This window comes from Phycisphaerales bacterium AB-hyl4 (assembly GCA_041821185.1).
GTDB classification, from domain to species: Bacteria; Planctomycetota; Phycisphaerae; order Phycisphaerales; family Phycisphaeraceae; genus Natronomicrosphaera; species Natronomicrosphaera hydrolytica.
Window position 1 is genome coordinate 157,458 of the sequence record JBGUBD010000008.1, and the last position, 18,205, is coordinate 175,662.

The window sequence follows — 18,205 nt, forward strand, 5'->3', positions numbered from 1 at the left end:
ACATTTGTTGAATATGCTCATCCTGCAATAGGCTCCGTAAAATAGGCTTCATTGATGGGGAGAGGTTCACTAACGCAAGGCGTTCCTCTTAGACGCTGAGCCCCCGGACATTTTCGTGGTTTATCTCTGCCCGATCAGTTGTTGCGGCCGTACCAGAACTCGTAATTCACGTTCCGGTGTGGCAGTTCATCCGGATATGTTTTGGCATGCCCGTCGAGGAAAAGGACATTCGCCCGTGTGTAACCCGCGTGGCGGTAGGCGACATATCCATCCACGCGATTCGGACGAATATGCTGGTGCGCGTTGACCATATCCGGCCCACCGGTGTCCATGAACCAACTGGTCGCGCTGGCGCGGGGGAAATCCTGGAACCGACGAAACTCGTTATTGGAGAACCATCGGCAGCCCGTTGCGCTGTTGCCGGCGTAGCTGATATGCCCATTGCGATCGCGTCTCTCTTCGTCATTATCAGCCGGGCACACGACGACTTGAAAGCCCGGCGCCTCAGTAACTTCAGGGTCCGGATCATCCTTTATGGGAGGAGTTCCCAGCCGATATACCGTGAATTCTCGGTTAAAATACCAATGGTTGGATGGGCTCGCCCCTGCGGGTTGGCCGTTGATGAACGGCAAAATATCATTGGAATCGACGTGATAACTCGTTCCCGCGATGCCAAACTGACGCAGGTTGCTCAAGCACCCAGCCGATTGAGCGGTCGCCCGGGCGGCAGTCAAGGCTGGCATGAGAAATGCAATAAGTATCGCAATGATCGAAATAACCACGAGCAGCTCGATGAGCGTAAATGCTTTTTTCGATCCCACGGTAGGTGATGTGCTTGCATACATGATAAAGTTCCTTCGAACACATAAGATTTCAAGGTGGCTACAACTGCCTGCACGAGTTTCGATCACCGTAAGGCAGCGGCCCCCTTTGCACTGGTCAAACTCGGCCTGGCAATAAAGGTCGTGGGGACACGCACCGTGCGAACGGGCGTATCAGGCTTCTGCATCCGCTCCAGCAGCGTCTCAGCGACACGCTGACCACGCAGGGGCATATTCGTTTCAATCGTGGCCAGGAACGGTTCTTTAACTGGATAGTTCGGCCCGGTTTCGAGGTTGTCCCCGCCGGTCACTGCGATGTCTTTGCCCGGCTCGATCCCGGCTGCACGCAGGGCGTCCATCACCCCGTAGGCCACCAGGTCTGAATTGGCAACGACGGCCGAGTAACTGGCGAAGCGATCGATCTCCCGCTCAACTGCAAGCCTTGCCTCGGCCCGGTCCGCGAAAAATCCGCGAATCTCTTCCGTGTAGATAAACACGTCGACTTCGCGGATGCCCGCCTGCTCGGCAGCCTCCTGAAACCGTTCGACACGATGCGCGAAGCAACGATCATTGTCCACCTGACTTTGCGAAATGACGTAAAGCACACGCCGATGCCCGTGACGGACCAGCGCCTCGGCCATCTGCTTCATGCCCGGCCGATGATCGCGGTCGACGACCGTGAGCAGGCCGGAGTCACGCACTTCCGCAAACGCATCCGTCGTCACCATCGGAATGCGGTGTTTCGCCACATCCTCAAGCATGTCCGGCTGGATCATGCGCGTGCCGACATACAGTCCGTCCACCCGACCCTGCTGCAACACATCCAGTATGTGCTGGCGGGCCGACCGACCCGGCATCATCGGCAAAAAGGTGAAGTGGTAACCCGAACGCAACAGCGTGTGAGCCATCTGCAAGAACATGCGCGACGCCACCGGCGAAGCGAGATCCTTCTCCGGCGTGCCCAGCAAAGCCCCAACGCAATAGCTCTTGCCCGTCGCCAACGACCGCGCCGAATGCTGGGGCACGTAATTCAGTTTGGCCGCCGCTTCCATAATCTGCTTACGACAGGCCTCGCTGATCGTATACCGCTTGTCGTTGCGCAGCACCCGCGACACCGTCGAACGGTTCTTGTTGGTCAGACGTGCAACATCGGAGATCGTGGGCTTCATGGGCTGCCAATCCTGATTTGGGGCCATCCCCTTACGCCACCGGTTGCACAGTACGCCACCGGTTGCATAACCGTAACACGACGCTCAACCCAAGTCAACGAATTTTGAGCAATGGTCGATGTTGATCGGGTCCGACGGCTATCAAGCCGTGCTGAGTGGCGCAGAGTACGGCCTGAGACCGTGGCATTCAAAGTGTTTCACAGACGCGTTTTATGCCGTCTCGCCCGGCGAGTGTGAGATGGTAAAGATCGCCAGGAGCCTTTCGGCCCCTGACGACTGATCGAGACACCCGTCCCAGCGGCCGTTTAGAACCGCTGAACGATCGTGATAAAGGTCGTGAAATCATCGGCAGCACGTGTGACGCCGAAGCCCACGCCGCCTTCGAGGATCGTGTCCGGCGTCAACTCGTACGTCAGGCCCGTGGCAACCGTGCCGGCCCAGGGGCTGCCGCTTTCCGTGTCGCCGATGGCCTCGAACTCCACAAACGCTTCGAGATTTTCCACGATCACACGGTTGAGCACGAGCAGGCTGCCAGCCTCCAACTCGTAGCTTTCGTCGTCACCATCGCGGATGGCGGCGAAGTGCGGCGTCCACTCCACTTCCCAACCCTCGGCGAAGACCCAGGCGAACGGCAGCATCACACCGCCCTGCACCGCCCGGCTGCCCAAGTCGTGACGCGCGGTGGGCAGTTGCAGGAACGGCATCACGGCGAAGGCATGATCCATGTCTTCATCGTTGCCCCAGAGGTTGATCTTGGAGCGCAGCGTGATGTCGCCGAAGCCTCGCTCGCGCGAGCGTGTGCCGGCGTCGACATCGTCTTCGCGTTCCCAGACGAACGCGTCGACGCCGACCTGAAAGTCGACGTTGTGCAGCACGCCAAGCTTGATGGTCACCGGCACTTCCCATGCCCGCACGCGGATGTTTTCGCGATCGGGGTTGTGCCGATCGTACGCGTAGCTCAGCGGGTCGATCTCGACCTGCACCCGGCCCGGTTCAGTGGTGTACGGGTGCGGCTCTGGGGCCAACGGCCGATGGAAATCACGCGGGGCGGGGTTGGTGAACAGGTTGTACTGCCCGCCAGATGTCACGCCCGATCGCCCCGGCATGTCCTCCGTGTCAGTGGCAGTCAGCGACAGGCTGGACGCGAACCGGTCAAAGGTTCCGTTGGACGCGTTGTCTGCCCATGTGGTCGCGGTCAGGCCTATCGCCACCAGCCCGGCGGCGCTCCAATAGGCCATTCGATTGTTGGTCATTTCAATATCTCGTTGTGTTGAGGGTTCAGGGTGAATGAACTACAAAACTTCGATTCAAATTCAAGAGGAACTGAGTTCCTCGTCGTGTGTCTGCGCGACCTCCCAACTGATAGCGGTCACGCCGACTTCGAGTCCCAGATGTGTGAGCAGCCGCTCGGTTTCCCGCCGCTCCGGCTCGGCCATCTCGGCAAGAATGGCCCGCTGCTGCTCGGGTGGCAGTTCCTGAATCAGGTCCATGCGGTCGTCGGCGGCCACATGCTCCAGCAGCGTCGCTACCTCCCGGTTGTCGAATGCCTCGTTCAGGCACGGGCTTTGGTGCTGTGCATACAGCATCGGCTCTGCGGAGGCGCCTTTAAGCGATTGCGGGCCCATTGATCATTCGCTCAATCATTTTATCGTGTGGACACCAACGACTGATGGTCGGCCGCGAAGCCCGCCCCTCCCCCACTGACGCGATGAAGAGCGTTTGGCATGAGGTTACCATCGATATCATGCCGCCTGATTTCACCGGTGTCGAGTCAGCATGAAGCAGTGATACACTTTGTTTAGCTGCCACCGCTTTTAAGCCGTGCTGAGTCTTTCCGTCACCGGCAGACGAATGCCACTGGCGCGGAGACCTTTGCCGTCACGCGGAACGTTCTTCGTAGGCCAAGGCACATCGCCGCGTTCACACTCAAACGCTTACGCGATTTCGGGCATCAGGGGGGCGCTGCGTTTTTCGAAAATGACGGGGATGGTGATGCTGAACGTTGCGCCCTGGCCGACGTCGCTATCAACCTCGATGCGGCCGTGCAGCAGGTCGGCAAGTTCCTTGCTGATGGTCAGGCCCAGGCCCGTGCCGCCAACTTCGCGGGTCACGGATGGATCGAGCTGAGTGAACTTCTCGAAGATGCGTTCCTGATCTTCCGTCGCGATACCCGGGCCGGTGTCGCTGACGCTGAGGCGGACGAATGCGTGCCCGCCGGGCCGCGTCGGCGGAATGTGCTTCACCGACAACGTCACCACCCCTGCGGGCGGGGTGAATTTCACGGCGTTCGCGAGGAAGTTGAACAGAATCTGCTGCAACTTGCCGGCATCAGTATGCACAAGCGGCAGGTTCGGCTCGATCTTCTGCTTCAACAGCACATTCCGCTTGCTCGACTGCGGACGCATGAGGTTGATCAGCCCTTCGCAGGTGTCCGCCAGGCTGACGGGGGCGATGTTCAGCTCAGCACGGCCGGCCTCGATCTTGGCCAGGTCCAGCAGGTCGTTGATCAACTCCAGCAACCGTCGGCTGGCGGTGATGATGTGCTGCACGTATCGCTTGCGCTTCTCATCCATCGGACCTTCGCGGTCGGCAAGCGTTTCCTGCAACACCTCGGCGAAGCCGATCATCGAATTCAACGGCGTGCGCAATTCGTGTGAAACGTTGGCGAGAAACTCCCCCTTCACCTTGTTCGCTTCATAGAGCGCGACATTGCTCTCCGCCAGCTCGCCGAGTTTGAGGTCGAGGCTTTTGTTCACCGAGCGGAGCTGCTGCTGCTGCTCGTTGAGGTGTTCGAGCATGGTGTTGAACGCGTCGGAGAGTTCCTGGAACTCGTCGCCGGTGTTGATATCCGAGCGGAGGTTCAGATCGCCGTCGGCCACCTTGCGCGTCACATCGCGCAGCAGGCGGACGGGGGAGAGGATCAGCCGGGTGGTAATGAACCAGAACACACCGACGGCCAGCAGACCCGCGAACGTGCCCGCGGCGATGGTGTAAATGCGGTTGACCATGTGCTGCGCCGGAGCGTCGCGATCGCGCAGGTGTATCACAAGCACCTGCCGAAGCGCGTGACCGGCAGCAGCGTCGTCGGCGTCGGCGTCAGCATCGACCGCGGTCGGCGTATCGCGAATGGCACGGACATAGCGGTAGTAGACGTCGCCGGCGATGTCTTCCGTTCGGCCGAACCAGTCGTTTGCAGACGGACGTAGCTCGAACCGCTCGATCGCCTGGCCGAGGAACGGGTCACGCTCAACGACGCGATCGAAGTCCGACCGCTCCACCAGCGTGAGCGTCAGTTGAACCTCGGGTGGCAGGGACTGCACCGACCGGTCCGGACGAAGCGCGGCCCCGCCGAGTTGCAGTTGGCCCGCCAGCCACATCTCCGCGAGGTCGGCGGCCCGCTTCTGTGGCCCGAGCTCGACCAGTGTATGCATGCGCAGCCACACCACCGCCAGCGCCGCGGTGAGGATGAGGATCACCGCCGCTCCGAACAGCAGTTGACACTTGTTCGCAAGGCTCACGCGAACCGGTTGGATCATGCGGGTATTCTACGATGGGCCAGAGGCGGGCGTCAGTTGATGGCAGCGAGGGTTTCGTCGAGGGTGCTGCCGTATTCGAGCGACTCGGCGACGCGGTTGTGCTCGTCGCAGATGATGACCTTTGCCTTGTGCGCGTCCAGGGCGTCTTCCTGCATCAGGCCGAAGCAGACGATGATGATCTTGTGGCCGGCCTCGACAAGCTTCGCGGCGGCGCCGTTGACGCCGATGACGCCCGAGCCGGGCTCGCCCTTGATGACATACGTCTCGAAACGCACGGCGTTGTCGATGTCCAACACCAGCACCGCCTCATTGGGGCGGATGCCGCTGGCGCGCAGCAGGTCGGCGTCGATCGTGATCGAGCCGACGTAGTCCGGGTCACACTGGGTGATCGTCGCCCGGTGAATCTTGCCTCGTAACATCTTGCGCAACATAAGCAGCCTTTCGCGGGGATCGTGTCCGCGGGACCCACCATTATAGCGGAAGACTGGGGGCGAGGCGATGCAGCTGAGGCGCTCGGCTGAGCGACTTAAGTCGCTTAGCCTTGGGGTGCGGTCAAGCGTAGGGGCCGACGCCGTTGCCGTTTTCAGGCGTCAGGCCACGCAGGCCGTGCAGCAGCGGGACGAGGCGGTGCTCGACGACCTGGTCCCAGCCCATTTTCTTCACCAAGGCCTGGCCGGACTTGATCAGGGCGGCCCGCTGCTTGTCGTTGAACGGGATACGAGCCATCAGGTCGTCCGCCACCTCGCGGGCGACGCGGGCCTCGATGATGTCGCGCTGCGTCTGGTCGATCGCGAGCATGTCGTGCAGCGTGCCGTCGTGGTCGATCTGCGTGAAGTCGGCGACGATCACGTTGTCCGGCCGATCGCCATCGATCACCGCATCGACAAACCCACGGCAGCCGCACACATTCGAAAACACACACACCGCCCCCGAGCCCAACGGCTCAAGCGGGCTGATGCCGAACGGCTCGTAGGTCGCCATGCCAAACTCAACATCCGTCGCCCGGCGGAAGTCGGCGATGGTCATGTCCTTCGGCAGCCGCCTGCCGATGCGATCGCGCGACCAGCCGAACTGGTTGACGAGCACGATCTGCAGATGATCGTGGCTCGCGTTGAACGGCTCGATCATGTGTTGGATGTCGACTTCCGGGCCGACGAGGTCGGGGAAGCCATGGCGGTGATGCCGGGGCCAGCCGTACTGCTGCTCCATGTGGGCCACGTCCTGCGGCCGCCGCACGCCGCCGCCGGAGGTGAGGATGTAGAGGATGCCCTTCTTTTTCTTCTTGCCAAGCTGCGCGTCGAGTTCGTGACAGACTTTCACATCACGCCAGAGGCCCTTGCTGACCACGGGGCGGGTGACGTGGGTCATGAGCACGTCCGGCTCGTAGCCGACGAGCTTCTTCGAATACTCGGCGAGCATCGCCCGGCTGTCGTTCCGCTGCTTCAGCGTGATCGCCGGCGCGGGGATGCCGTTGTAGACAAGCTGCACGGGGTGCTCATCAAACGGCTGGTTGAGGAAGTGCAGTTCGTCGCGGGTGTGGTCGCCGACCGCGATCACGCCGTCGCACAGATGCGCCCGGCTGATGAGGGCGTGGCGGAGGAAGGCGTCCTGGCTACCGTAGACGTCGTCGACGTAGAGCCCCTGCTCGCGTGCTTTGCGGAGCACGTTGTAGAACATCGTGTCGTGGCCGGGGTTGTCTTCGACGAGTCGACGGGCGGTGGCGCACTCGTGGGCGTGGAAGACGGTACGGAACTTGTCGCCGCCGTCGAGGATGGCCTGCAGCGCCGCGGGCATGCCCATGTACTCGTGGGCGAACAGCACGCAAGGCCAGTCTTCCTCACTCAGCAAGCCCTGCAACGCGTAGAAGGCGGGCTCGGCGAGGCGGACGTATTCTTCGTAGTCCCAGCTTTTTTCATATCGGCCGCTGTCGATGCCGAAGCGTTCCCAGAGGCGGAGCTTGAAGACGTTCAGGCGGTCGGGGTTGGCGCGGAACACGTCGATCAGCAGCACTTCGGACTCGCCCTTGCGGTCCTGGCCCGGCGGGTCGTAATAGCGCTTGCCGTAGACGATCGCAACGTTGAACGCCCACTCCACCGGGCGGAACTTGCCCGCCAGCCCGGCCTTGTCGATCTGGTCGATGGACGAGTAGAGCACTTCGCCATGCTCGCCGAGGCGGTTGGCGGGGTCGGCCTGAATGTGCGTCGCCGTGGGCCCGATGAGGATCGACCGCTTCACCGACTGCTGATACACCGGCGAGGTGATGAGCCCTTCCAGCACCGTGCCGATGCCGCCAAGCTGCTCCACCGCCTCGTGCGTCACGTGGGCGAGGGTGAGGGGGTTTTGAATGTCGGATTTCGAATTTCGGATTTCGGATTTCTTCATGTATCGTCCCAATTCAGCCAGCAAGTCTTATGCGGGAACAACCCGTCCGCCAAGCTCGAAACAAATCCGAAATTCGAAATTCGAAATCCCCAAATTCCCAATTCAGCCCGGCGGCAGGTCGGCGTCGTCCACGCCGCTGTCGGCCGGGCCTTCGCTGGGCTTGCCGCGGCGGGCCGTGCCAGCCAAGGCGGGGCGGTCGGACGAGGTCGCCCGGCCGCGCGGCATGGCGATAATGCCCGTCCGTGCCAGTTCCACAATGCCATAGGGCTGCACAAGATCAATAAACGCCTCGATCTTGCCCTCCGTGCCCGCCAGTTCGACCATCAGCCGATCGGACGCCACGTCCACCACCTTCGCGCGGAACAGGTCGGCAATGGTGATGATCTCCTGCCGTTTGTGGGCATCGCCCACCGCGACCTGCACCAGCATAAGATCGCGCTCGACGAAGGCCGTGTCCTGGTAGTCGACCACTTTCACCACCGGCACGAGCTTCTGCAACTGCTTGCGCACCTGCTCGAGCACGGCGTCGTCGCCGCTGACGACGATCGTCATCCGCGACAGTTCGGGGTTATCTGTTCGTCCGACCACCAGCGAGTCAATATTGAACCCGCGGGCGGCGAACATGCCCGCCACCTGCGCCAAGACGCCCGGCTCGTTGGTCACCAGCGCCGCGATCACGTGACGCCACGTTTGGGAAGTTTCGCTCATGGCGCGACATCATACGGCCACCCCCGGTAAAGCCCAAATTTCAGTCGATGTGAACTGTTGCCGATGCCCCCTCATCCCCCGCCTCGTCGATCGTTTCGACACGCAGGTCGCCGTACACCACCCGCTGCTGGCCCGGCGCGGGCGTCCACGTCAGCAGCGGCTCGTCGGCGTCGCGGGCGTTGATGCTCCGCCCGGCGTAGACCGGCTCGGCACCTCGGCGGACCTGCTCGACGAGGAACACCCCCGCCGCGAGCAGGTCTTCCAGCAACGCCACGTCCTCGCGCGACGTCTGAGGCCCGGCGTGCAGTTGCATCATCAGCAAGGCGAGCATCGGCTCGGCCATCGCGTGGCCGGGGTAGTAACCGCCCGTGCGGTCGCTGAATCGGCGAAGCGTGTCGATGACGCTCACTGTGTTGACCTCGGGCAGCAACGCTTCGAGCGAGTCGACCTGCTCCATCGTCGCAGGCGGGAGAAACCACTCGACCGGCATGGACTCGTTCCACTGAAAATCGTCGACCACCAGACGCAGCCTGCCCTGCGGGGCTTCGGGCAAGGTGAACTCGACGCGCAACGGCAGGCTTGTCCGCGCGTCGACCCACAGGTCGAGGCTTGCGCCGGGCTGGAGGTCGAGTGCCTCGCCGGTGAGCTCGAAATGCCTTGTCCGCTGGCCGTAGAGGGTCTGCGGCTCGCGTTCGTGGGCGACGACGCCTGGCGTGTCGCGCAGTTGCCTGATGAGCGTGGCGGGGTCGAGCTCGCGTACCCATCGGTCGACCTCTTGGCCGTGCGACCAGGAGGTGGTCTGCCCGCGGAGGTGGTTGATGACCCAGACCTGGTCGTCCCAGCGTGTGATGGTTTCCAGCACGGGTTGGCCGAGCAGGTCGGCCCGCGAGCGTGCGCCGGCGTAGACGTCGAACCAGACGTTCAGCAGCAGCATGTCGTCCGGCCAGCCGTCGGTGCGGTCAACGACGAACCGGGCCTGGAACTGCGCGGTCGTGACGTTGCGCAAGCTTTGCTGCACGTCGGCGAAGCCCATGTCGCTGCTGAGCCAGAGCGTCGCCGTCAGCAGCACCGCCGCCGCCAGCGCCCCCCCCGCCGTCCACGGCAGCAACCGCTGGGGCCAGCGCAACCCGCGCGGCCGACGGCGGGCGTGTGCCGCTTGCAGGCGATTCCGCAGCCCCTCGACGAACGTGTCGTCGGGCGTCGGCTGGTCCAGCCCGGCGAGGTCGCGTTGCAGTTGTCGTTCATCGTCGGACTTCATGGTCTTGGTCCTCAGTGAGGCGGTTGTAAAGCGAACGGAATCGATGCCGGGCGCGATAGAGCAGGTTTTCGCAGGCCTTCTCCGATCGGCCCATGCGGTCGGCGATGCGACGAGTACTCAGCCGATCGCAATATTTCCACACCAGCGCGTCGCGCTCGTTGGTCGGCAGCTTGTCGAGCACGGCGTTCATCTCCGCAGTGTCCGGCCCGCCGAGGGCTTCCAACGGCCCCGGCTCGAAGTCAGGCTGCATGGCCTGCCACGCGCGGTGGTGCTTCTGCTCGCGGTAGGCCCGTCGCAGGTGGTCCGCCAGCTTGTGCCGGGCAATGCCGAACAGCCAGCTCTCGATGCTCGCCCGGGTCGGGTCGAAGCGGTCGGCGTGCTCGACCATGGCCATGAACACCTGACTGGTCACATCATCCGCGGCATCACGATTGCCATGCAGCCGACGGCAGACGAACCGCCAGACGTCGACCACATGCGCGCGATACACCGCTTCGACGTCGGGCCAGTGCTCGGCCTGCCACGTCGACTGCGCCTCGTCATGCTGAGAGCCGTCGGTCTCGCCCAAGTGCGTCGGTTCCTCTTACTGCTTCATCTTCGCGTCGGCCAGCTAAAATCCCTCGCGAAAAAAAACTTGAAACGCTCGCGGGGGGTTTGCCTGACCGTCGGCGAAACCTTTCCCGGGAGCCAAAGCTCCTCAAGAAGCTTCCGAGGCGTTTCGCAGACCGCTGGGCAAGCCGGGTGCCCGAGGTTGCCGGGGGGCGTGGGCGAAACGTTCAGCACGGGCTTCCAAGGGGCCGGGGGACAGCAACAGGGTACCGCCTCAGGCGGAGGTTGAAATATGAACGACAAAGATCAACGACCGGGACGACCCCGCAGCGGGTTCACCATCATCGAGCTGCTGGTGGTGCTCGCCATCATCGGCCTGCTCATCGGCTTGCTGATGCCAGCCCTGTCGCAGGCCCGCCGTTCGGCGCAGCGGGTTGGTTGCGCGGCGGCGCTGAAGCAGATCGGCGCAGGCTGGGTGATGTACACCGACGATTTCCCCGATGTGTTGCCGGTGGCGCGGAATCTGCCACGCCCGCACGACGAAGCGCAGCCGGATGATATTACGATCATCAAAGTGCTCGAGTATTACATCGACGAACCGCAGGCGTTCCGCTGCCCCGGTGACGACCGCAATTACTTCGAGTCAATGGGGACGAGCTACGAGTACCATTTCGCGTTACTTTCCTTGGAACCCGGCGCCGAACGGATCGCGGCGCAATGGGCAAAGCAGAACCCGGACCTCGCACCGGTGCTGTCGGATGCGGCCGTATTTCACCCCACCAGCGCCGAGCCGTATTTTCACCAGACCGTGTACTACGATGGCCATGTGAGCGGCTTGATTGATCTGGACGCGTTGCCATTTCCGGTGGAGGTCAACTGATGGTTTGGTCCAGCGATGTGAAATGGATGCCTCAATCGCGAGGTCGACGGATCTTGCTCGCGGTAGCCAGTGGCACCTTGCTTGTGCTCGCCTGCCTGCTGGTGGCGCGTGTGATGCTGACACCGACAATGCCCGCACCGGATTCGGCCGACGCTAACGACGTCGTTGCGTTCATGGCCAGCGATCAGTTCACGCAGCTTTCTTCGCAACAGCGAGAGCGGTACGTGCGCGATCTGAGCAATCGCTATCTGCGCATGACGAAGGAGCAGCGAGCCGAGTTCGACGAACAATGGCTAAGCGTCCGGGGCAGCACGGCCCTGCGCCGGCAGGTCGAGGCGCAAATGGCGGTCACTGTGCTGCGCAGTGTCAGTACGCGATACTTCGACCTGCCGGAGGCGGACCGCGGGCCGTTCCTCGATCGTGTCATCATGATGCTGGAGTTCAGTGATAGCCCGATGCAGCGCGAGTTTCATCGGTGGGTAGACAATCAGCCCATTCAGCAGAGCATCAACCGCGGCCGAGATCACATGGCCGGCGAGATGCAACGATTCCGCCAGGACTTGCTCGCCACCACCAACGCCGAGGAGCGTTCACAGTTCTACGACTTCGCCGGCGACCTGCTCGACCGCGCCCGACAACGCCGATGATCCGCAGAGCTGGTGTTAAAGTCTCAGGCTTCAGGCGAAGCGACTGAAGTCGTTCATCCTCAAACTCAAGCCCCAGGCCTCAGGCCTCAAGCCCCCACTTGCTCAAATGCGCGAAAGCTCCGACACTACGAGGCGGAAATTAACTTCGAACTCACGAAGGAGGCTCGCAAATCATGGCTCGACCTGTCACCCTTTTCACCGGCCAGTGGGCTGACCTGCCCTTCGAAGACATCTGTCAAAAGGCCGCCGCCTTCGGCTACGACGGCTTGGAACTGGCCTGCTGGGGCGATCACTTCGACGTCAAGCAAGCGGTCAAAGATAAGAAATACCTCAAACAGCGATGGGAAATCCTCGCTGATCACGACCTGACCTGCCACTCAATCTCCAACCACCTCGTCGGCCAAGCCGTCTGCGATAACATCGACGACCGCCACAAGGCCATCCTCGACGACGACATCTGGGGCAACGGCGACCCCGAAGGCGTCCGCAAGCGCGCCGCCAAGCGCATGATCGACACCGGCAAGGCCGCCCGCGCTTTCATGGACGCCAAGCCGCAGAAAAAAGACTGGGGCGTCAAGACCGCCGTCGTCAACGGCTTCACCGGTTCGAGCATCTGGCACGCCCTCTACGCCTTCCCCCCCACCAGCCAGGACTATCTGCAACGCGGCTTCGACGACTTCGCCAAGCGATGGAAGCCCATCCTCGACGCGTACGACAAAGCCAACGTCAACTTCGCGCTCGAAGTGCACCCGACTGAGATCGCCTTCGACATCGCCACCGCCGAGCGCGCTCTCAAAGCCATCAAAAACCACAAACGCTTCGGCTTCAACTACGACCCCAGCCACCTCGGCTATCAGCACGTCGACTATGTGAAGTTCATCTACAACTTCGCCTCACGCATCTACCACGTCCATATTAAAGACGCCTGGTGGAACCGCGGCGACGGCACGGTAGGTGTGTTCGGCGGACACAGCGAGTTCGCCGACCGCCGCCGATATTGGGACTTCCGCTCGCCCGGCCGAGGCGACATCGACTTCGAGCAGATCATCGTCGCATTGAACGACATCGGCTACACCGGCCCGCTCAGCGTCGAATGGGAAGACTCCCGCATGGACCGCGAACACGGCGCGGCCGAAGCCTGCGCGTTCGTCCAGGATATGGACTTCAAACAAAGCGATATCGCCTTCGACGCGCAGTTCGACCGGTGAGCTGTACAACCCGGCCCTGCGTGAGAATGTATCCGGCCGGACGGCTGAAATAGCAATTACGACATCGGCAAAATTGCCAGTGAGTATTGCCAGTGAATTTATAGATGCGTGATTTCGTCTACGACGAAGATCGAGTGCGGCAAATGCGGTTCCGAAAGCCCCGCACTGGACGCCTCCCCGCCAACTGGGCGCGTATTGGATGAATTAAGGTGGATCGTCTTCGGTTGTTCTGCTGCCTCGGAGGGAGCCCGCAGGGCAAACGATGAATCCACCTTCACCGCGAGCCCAGCAACCCGGTTCAACGTCAGGGCAAGGTGCATCATACCGGCGAGTTCTACCTGCCCCGCCTCGATGCATCCTCGGATATCGTCGGACAGTACCTCCGCTCTTGCGATCTCCGGTCCTTCGGTCAGCACCTGACCCGGCCGGCAACGCCTACCGACAAGACGACGCGGGCGCAACTCGTCTGCCCGACCATCGTCAAAGCTTCTACTTCTCGCGATCCGGCCCGTACAGTTCCACTCCTGCGACTCGCTTCGCCAAAGGAGCAGCCAAGCGTCGCCTTGTGACTTGCTCACCTCGTCGTTGAACCATGATGCTTCAACAGCGAAAGCTGCCAGCTGTTGTGTCAGGTTCTGACCATAATGTCTCAACCATCGCTGCTACGTCATCGAGAGGCTGAGTTTCAGGCATCGTCATGGCTCATGACCCCTTTCATCTGTGTACTTTCAACCGCAACACACCACGGGCGATGATCAAAGGTCGATACGTCTTGCGACCCGGTGCGTACGCTGAATGCTCGCATCTGCACTGACATCTAATGACGGCACTCAACGTGGTGTGCGCCTGCGGCCTCCACCGGCTAAGGCCAACAGATAAGAACAGTTCCGTTCGTTCTCTCGCATCGTCGTCTCCGGCAGCGGCGAAAAGAAAAACGAATCAGGCAGTGTCTTTGCGAAACGGTCGTCGAGAAAGAGATAATGGCCCGAAGCCGTCCAAGCCTCACGGGGCGAGGTAGAGCGCTCGACCCACCGCCAATCAAGCGTCGTCCATTGTCTTCGCAATAGCTGCACCATCCGACCTGGCGCTTTGCGTCCCTGCCTTCGCCACCAGAGGCTGCCTCTCTCCTCGAAGCCCGCCGCACGGATCAGTCGGTCCCAACGCACGGACAAGTCCGGTTCAAATCGCGTTCGCCCATCCATTGCCTGTTGAACGTAAATCATCGTGGCAGCGACGGCGGCGTCAGTACGCATGTCGGCAAATGCTGTCGGCCTTCCGCGACCAAGCAATCCTCTGGCAGCGATCGTGAGGCTTGTTATACGTTGTGAAGCGTCCAGTGCATCGAACGGTGGACAACCGCCGGAACCAGTCGGCGTAGATCGTGATGGGGTATTGCCCGGCCGTCATCCCGCCATAGCTGAAGGCGTTGACCGCTTCCACGGATTCGATCGTCCAGAACGTGAGCGTGCCTTGCAGGATGAACAGCCCGAGGAACATGCACACGCCGCCCGCGATTGTCAGCAGCAGTAGTCCCACCATGGCGGGGCTCTAGGCGATGTCCAGTAAATAGATTGCGATGCCGAGCACGATCAGGCCTTGGAGAAGTCGACCCACACGTCGCAGCGCGAGTTCCTTGCCCATGATCTGGAGGATGGTGGCGCGGGGTCGCACGAGCACGCGGTCGAAGTCACAGCCACGCACCATCGCGCCCATGCGATCGAAGCCCGTCCCCAGTGCGTCGCCCAAGGCGAAGGCCACGCTCAGCGTGCCGTAGAACAGCGCGATCTCCGGCAGCGTCCAGCTTGAAGCTGGTCGAAGCGTGCGAACAGGGCCCAGATGCCGAGGAATTCGACGCCGGTCGTCAGAAACTGCCCGCTGGCGGACAGCACGAAGCTGACGCGGTACTGAAGCTGCGCACGGATCGACATGGCGAGCAACTGGATGTAGAGCTGGATGCCATTCCGCAACCCCAGCGCCTGGATCTCGCGCCACAACTGGACAAGTCGGTGTGCCGCAATCTCTGCCGCGCCCCGGTCGGGTCCGAAATACCATTTCTTCGGCGTCGCGGCGACCAAGTCCAGGGGGACGTGCCCCTCTTCGCCCTCGAACTGCCCAATCTTGCCAATCACCTTCTGCCATGTATTCTTCGCCGCCCACCAGGTGAGCTTGATCGAAGGCCCGTTTGCGGTGCCGTTACGGGGGTTTCGCCGAACCATGTATAATGTCCAGGATCAGGGGTTGGAGTCTGTAGCTGATTGAACCCGTCATCCAGGAATATCGGCTACCGAGCAAGCCCTTTTCGGCTACCGAATCGGCAATTTTCGGCTACGAAGGGACGCTGACAAGAAATGAAAAACGCCAAGTTGTTTTACATAAACAACTTGGCGTTAAGTAGGAATGGAGCCGGGGGGAGTCGAACCCCGGGTGGCTTGCCGAAAACCCGATTTATTGCGGCTTAAATGAGGTTTCGTTTTGATTAAAAGGCAGATTTTTGGGCAGGTTTAGGGCCGTCGAGGCGGGTCTAATGGAGCCATTTAGGCTCCAACTTCCGTTTGGTGACAATACCGTACCGATACGAAGGACGGCTTGGTGGCCGATGACTGTGGCGAAGGGTGAAACGGTGAACCAGACGTCTTTCACCGTCCATTGTTATCATCATTGACAACCCCGCTCGGTGGGTTATACTGAATGATAACCCCGGAGGGTACGATGCCATGCCCCACCTTGAGGTGCTCTGGATCGAAGGCCCCGACGGCAACGTCGAACACCTCGCCGAGCACGGCGTCAGCCCGGCCGAAGCGGAAGATGTGCTCGCCGACCCGACCGCCACCGCGATAAGCCGCAGCAGCGGCCACCCGATCGTCTTCGGCTACACCCGCCACCGCCGCAAGCTCGCCGTCGTCTACCAGATGCTCGACGACCTCTCCGCCTACCCCATCACCGCCTACGACGTGGAGGATTGACCATGCCCGACATCCGACGCTCGACCAAGAAGCTCAACCCCGAGCAAATCCGCAAGCTCAAGGCTCAAGCGGAGCAAATCGACCGTGAAGACGCCGCGGCCATCAAGACCCAGGGGCGGGCGATCTTTGCCCACCACGAGCGGCTCCGCGACATCCTGCACGCGCTCGTCGCCGAGCGCAAGCGGCAGGGCCTGAGCCTGACCGACTTGGCCGAACGCACCGGCATCGCCAAGTCCAACCTCAGTCGGCTTGAGAACAGCGACAACACGACCCCGAACCTCGACACGCTCGAACGCTACGCCCGCGCCGTCGGCAAGACCCTGCGGGTGGAGTTGACGGACGCGGCATAGCGTCGGCGTGAGCAGAGCAAGAGTGGACTGACCAACTGTGTGTGGCGAGTTCAGCGGAGTTACGGGTCCACCGGCTGAGCGGGAAACGCCTTGGGTGGAGCGGGATCGGGCGATTCCTCGATCGGCTCATCAGCGATGACTTCGAATCTAAGGACGGACAAGTCGCCATCAGCGGCAACAACCTTTCGCCATTCCTCAGCACCGAACTGCTGGGGACGGTGGGTCGGGTCGTACCAAATCGAGAGTCTACCGTCCGGCAGCCGCTGTACCCACCTGCGCTCATTCAGGTAAAAGACCGGTTCGCCGGTGCGGACGATGCGGCGTCCGTCCTCAGACAGTCCGACGTCCAGTTGCAGAGTCAACTCGTACCGGCCATGCAGAAGCGCCTCGGATCGCCATGGAATCATTTCTTGCGCATCAGCCCAGCCCGCCGCGAAGCCGCCGAACGACGAAGTCGCTTCCGGATAGAGCCTGTGAAATTCGTGGATCACCTCGACATGCTCGACGGCATGTTCCGTGGCTGCCTCATGGGCTTCATCGATCTCGTCGGCGCTGCGCAGGGTTTGGATCAGAAACTCGATTGCCGTACGCTCATGTTCGTCATCCGTCTCAGCCAACTGTTGTTCGTAGAGCGCGATCAGGTCCTGCTCCAGGTCAACCGGATCATCGACAGTGATCTGCTCGAAGACGTGTTCGATTCGCCCTTGCGCCGCCTTGACCTTTTCCCACATCTTCACACCAAACCGCATAGGTTCGACCGGTTCGCCTGCCTCACCATGTTCATAAAGCGTGAATTCGGGCTCGCCCGCCTCCACTACGCGGCGCAGGTCTTGGGAAAGGGTGACCGGTACTGACAACTCCAATTCGTATCGGCCGTAAAGAACGGCGCCCGACTCCCACCACACATCATTCAAATCGCTCCGATGATAGACGAACGCCCCCTGCGCCTCCGGATAAAGGGCATGAAAGTCCGCGATCACGTCAACACTGGCCAGCGCGTCCTGTCGTGCCTCGTAGTGAGCTTCGCGGATGACGCCAAGGCCCACCAGTGTCTGAATAAAGTCCATCCAGAGCAGGCGGTCTTCATCCGTTCCAGCAGCGGTAGCTTGGCGGAAGGCATCGGCCGTCGCTTGAACGTCCTCTTCGATGAACGCCAGAATGCGTTCGTGTGTGGCCTGCAATTCCTGCTCAGTCGCTTGGACTGCCTGTTCGGTCGCCCGCCTATTCGCCACGACCTCATAAAACCGCTGGCGTGCCAGCCGGTACGCCTCGATCGCCTCGTCCAGATCAGCTTGTTGACGGTCCGCAGGCGGTTGGCGTGAGGCATCGGCAACATCGTCCTCCATCGGGCCAGCGGGGACTGACGCATTCTCCATACAACCGGAAACGGACAAGACAGCACAGAGCATCGCGAGCCATGGATGCAGTCGCGTGATCGACCTACGGGTGTGACATGAGGCGTGTGGAAGTTCCATGGCTGGTTGGTCTCTCGCAGTATCTCGGGAAGTATTTTTCCCGTCAGATTCTTTGGCATTGATCTACCCGGACCGCGCCGGACAACGCTGATTGTCTACCGCAAGATCAGGTAAAGCAAGGTATTTGAACAGATGTGGAGTGGTGCCATCGCAGAGTCACAGCCTTGGCACGGGCTGCGCGGGACGCGAAACGAGTTCGTCCCGCAGACGGGCGAGGCGGCGGTGCAACACGGACAAAAGCCTTGGTGGGCGGCAAGAT

17 protein-coding genes and 1 pseudogene are annotated in these 18,205 nt (G+C 61.5%); 5 read left to right on the top strand and 13 right to left on the bottom strand.

What is annotated here, in order from left to right:
• Positions 1 to 134: 134 nt before the first annotated feature.
• The 10 genes from ACERK3_14040 to ACERK3_14085 form a co-directional block, all read right to left on the bottom strand.
• Complete coding sequence (locus ACERK3_14040) at positions 135 to 845, bottom strand: type II secretion system protein (GenBank protein MFA9479406.1); 711 nt, start codon at positions 843 to 845, stop codon at positions 135 to 137.
• Positions 846 to 907: 62 nt separating this feature from the next.
• A complete protein-coding gene (locus ACERK3_14045) occupies positions 908 to 1,990 on the bottom strand; it encodes a LacI family DNA-binding transcriptional regulator (protein ID MFA9479407.1) in 1,083 nt (360 codons plus the stop codon).
• A 305-nt stretch (positions 1,991 to 2,295) separates the two neighbouring features.
• Positions 2,296 to 3,243 (bottom strand): transporter, encoded by a 948-nt coding sequence (locus ACERK3_14050; protein MFA9479408.1) that lies wholly within the window; start codon positions 3,241 to 3,243, stop codon positions 2,296 to 2,298.
• A 60-nt stretch (positions 3,244 to 3,303) separates the two neighbouring features.
• Positions 3,304 to 3,615 carry a magnesium transporter MgtE N-terminal domain-containing protein gene (locus ACERK3_14055; GenBank protein MFA9479409.1) on the bottom strand — a complete coding sequence of 104 codons (312 nt, stop codon included), beginning with the start codon at positions 3,613 to 3,615 and terminating at the stop codon, positions 3,304 to 3,306.
• 309 nt (positions 3,616 to 3,924) lie between these two features.
• Positions 3,925 to 5,526, bottom strand: a complete 1,602-nt coding sequence (locus ACERK3_14060) for an ATP-binding protein (protein ID MFA9479410.1) — start codon at positions 5,524 to 5,526, stop codon at positions 3,925 to 3,927.
• Between the two features lie 32 nt (positions 5,527 to 5,558).
• Positions 5,559 to 5,945, bottom strand: coding sequence for an aspartate 1-decarboxylase (gene panD, locus ACERK3_14065; protein ID MFA9479411.1), 387 nt, complete (start codon positions 5,943 to 5,945; stop codon positions 5,559 to 5,561).
• A gap of 133 nt (positions 5,946 to 6,078) precedes the next feature.
• Positions 6,079 to 7,908 carry a hypothetical protein gene (locus ACERK3_14070; protein MFA9479412.1) on the bottom strand — a complete coding sequence of 610 codons (1,830 nt, stop codon included), beginning with the start codon at positions 7,906 to 7,908 and terminating at the stop codon, positions 6,079 to 6,081.
• 102 nt (positions 7,909 to 8,010) lie between these two features.
• On the bottom strand, positions 8,011 to 8,616 hold the full coding sequence (gene ilvN / locus ACERK3_14075; GenBank protein MFA9479413.1) for an acetolactate synthase small subunit: 606 nt from the start codon (positions 8,614 to 8,616) through the stop codon (positions 8,011 to 8,013).
• Positions 8,617 to 8,656: 40 nt separating this feature from the next.
• The gene (locus ACERK3_14080; GenBank protein MFA9479414.1) at positions 8,657 to 9,874 is read right to left on the bottom strand and encodes a hypothetical protein; all 1,218 of its coding nucleotides are present in this window, start codon (positions 9,872 to 9,874) and stop codon (positions 8,657 to 8,659) included.
• Positions 9,858 to 10,442 carry an RNA polymerase sigma factor gene (locus tag ACERK3_14085; GenBank protein ID MFA9479415.1) on the bottom strand — a complete coding sequence of 195 codons (585 nt, stop codon included), beginning with the start codon at positions 10,440 to 10,442 and terminating at the stop codon, positions 9,858 to 9,860. Before ACERK3_14085 ends, ACERK3_14080 begins: the two co-directional genes overlap by 17 nt.
• Before the next feature lie 273 nt (positions 10,443 to 10,715).
• Here ACERK3_14085 and ACERK3_14090 point away from each other — a divergent pair, with 273 nt between their 5' ends.
• The 3 genes from ACERK3_14090 (at position 10,716) to ACERK3_14100 (ending at position 13,158) form a co-directional block, all read left to right on the top strand.
• Positions 10,716 to 11,303, top strand: a complete 588-nt coding sequence (locus ACERK3_14090; GenBank protein MFA9479416.1) for a type II secretion system protein — start codon at positions 10,716 to 10,718, stop codon at positions 11,301 to 11,303.
• Between the two features lie 26 nt (positions 11,304 to 11,329).
• Positions 11,330 to 11,950 carry a hypothetical protein gene (locus ACERK3_14095; GenBank protein ID MFA9479417.1) on the top strand — a complete coding sequence of 207 codons (621 nt, stop codon included), beginning with the start codon at positions 11,330 to 11,332 and terminating at the stop codon, positions 11,948 to 11,950.
• A gap of 173 nt (positions 11,951 to 12,123) precedes the next feature.
• Positions 12,124 to 13,158 carry a sugar phosphate isomerase/epimerase family protein gene (locus ACERK3_14100; protein MFA9479418.1) on the top strand — a complete coding sequence of 345 codons (1,035 nt, stop codon included), beginning with the start codon at positions 12,124 to 12,126 and terminating at the stop codon, positions 13,156 to 13,158.
• Positions 13,159 to 14,400: 1,242 nt separating this feature from the next.
• Here the strand turns inward: ACERK3_14100 and ACERK3_14105 are convergent.
• Together ACERK3_14105 and ACERK3_14110 are read right to left on the bottom strand one after the other, a co-directional pair.
• Positions 14,401 to 14,916, bottom strand: a pseudogene (locus ACERK3_14105) (ABC-2 family transporter protein).
• Positions 14,917 to 14,918: 2 nt separating this feature from the next.
• Entirely contained in the window at positions 14,919 to 15,374 is a 456-nt protein-coding gene (locus ACERK3_14110; GenBank protein ID MFA9479419.1) for a hypothetical protein, read from the bottom strand.
• A 498-nt stretch (positions 15,375 to 15,872) separates the two neighbouring features.
• Here ACERK3_14110 and ACERK3_14115 point away from each other — a divergent pair, with 498 nt between their 5' ends.
• Both ACERK3_14115 and ACERK3_14120 read left to right on the top strand, forming a co-directional pair.
• Positions 15,873 to 16,121, top strand: coding sequence for a hypothetical protein (locus ACERK3_14115; GenBank protein ID MFA9479420.1), 249 nt, complete (start codon positions 15,873 to 15,875; stop codon positions 16,119 to 16,121).
• Between the two features lie 2 nt (positions 16,122 to 16,123).
• Positions 16,124 to 16,471, top strand: coding sequence for a helix-turn-helix domain-containing protein (locus ACERK3_14120; protein MFA9479421.1), 348 nt, complete (start codon positions 16,124 to 16,126; stop codon positions 16,469 to 16,471).
• A gap of 59 nt (positions 16,472 to 16,530) precedes the next feature.
• Here ACERK3_14120 and ACERK3_14125 read toward each other — a convergent pair whose 3' ends face one another.
• Positions 16,531 to 17,652: a hypothetical protein gene (locus ACERK3_14125; GenBank protein ID MFA9479422.1), complete on the bottom strand. Its 1,122-nt coding sequence runs from the start codon at positions 17,650 to 17,652 to the stop codon at positions 16,531 to 16,533.
• Positions 17,653 to 18,205 lie beyond the last annotated feature (553 nt).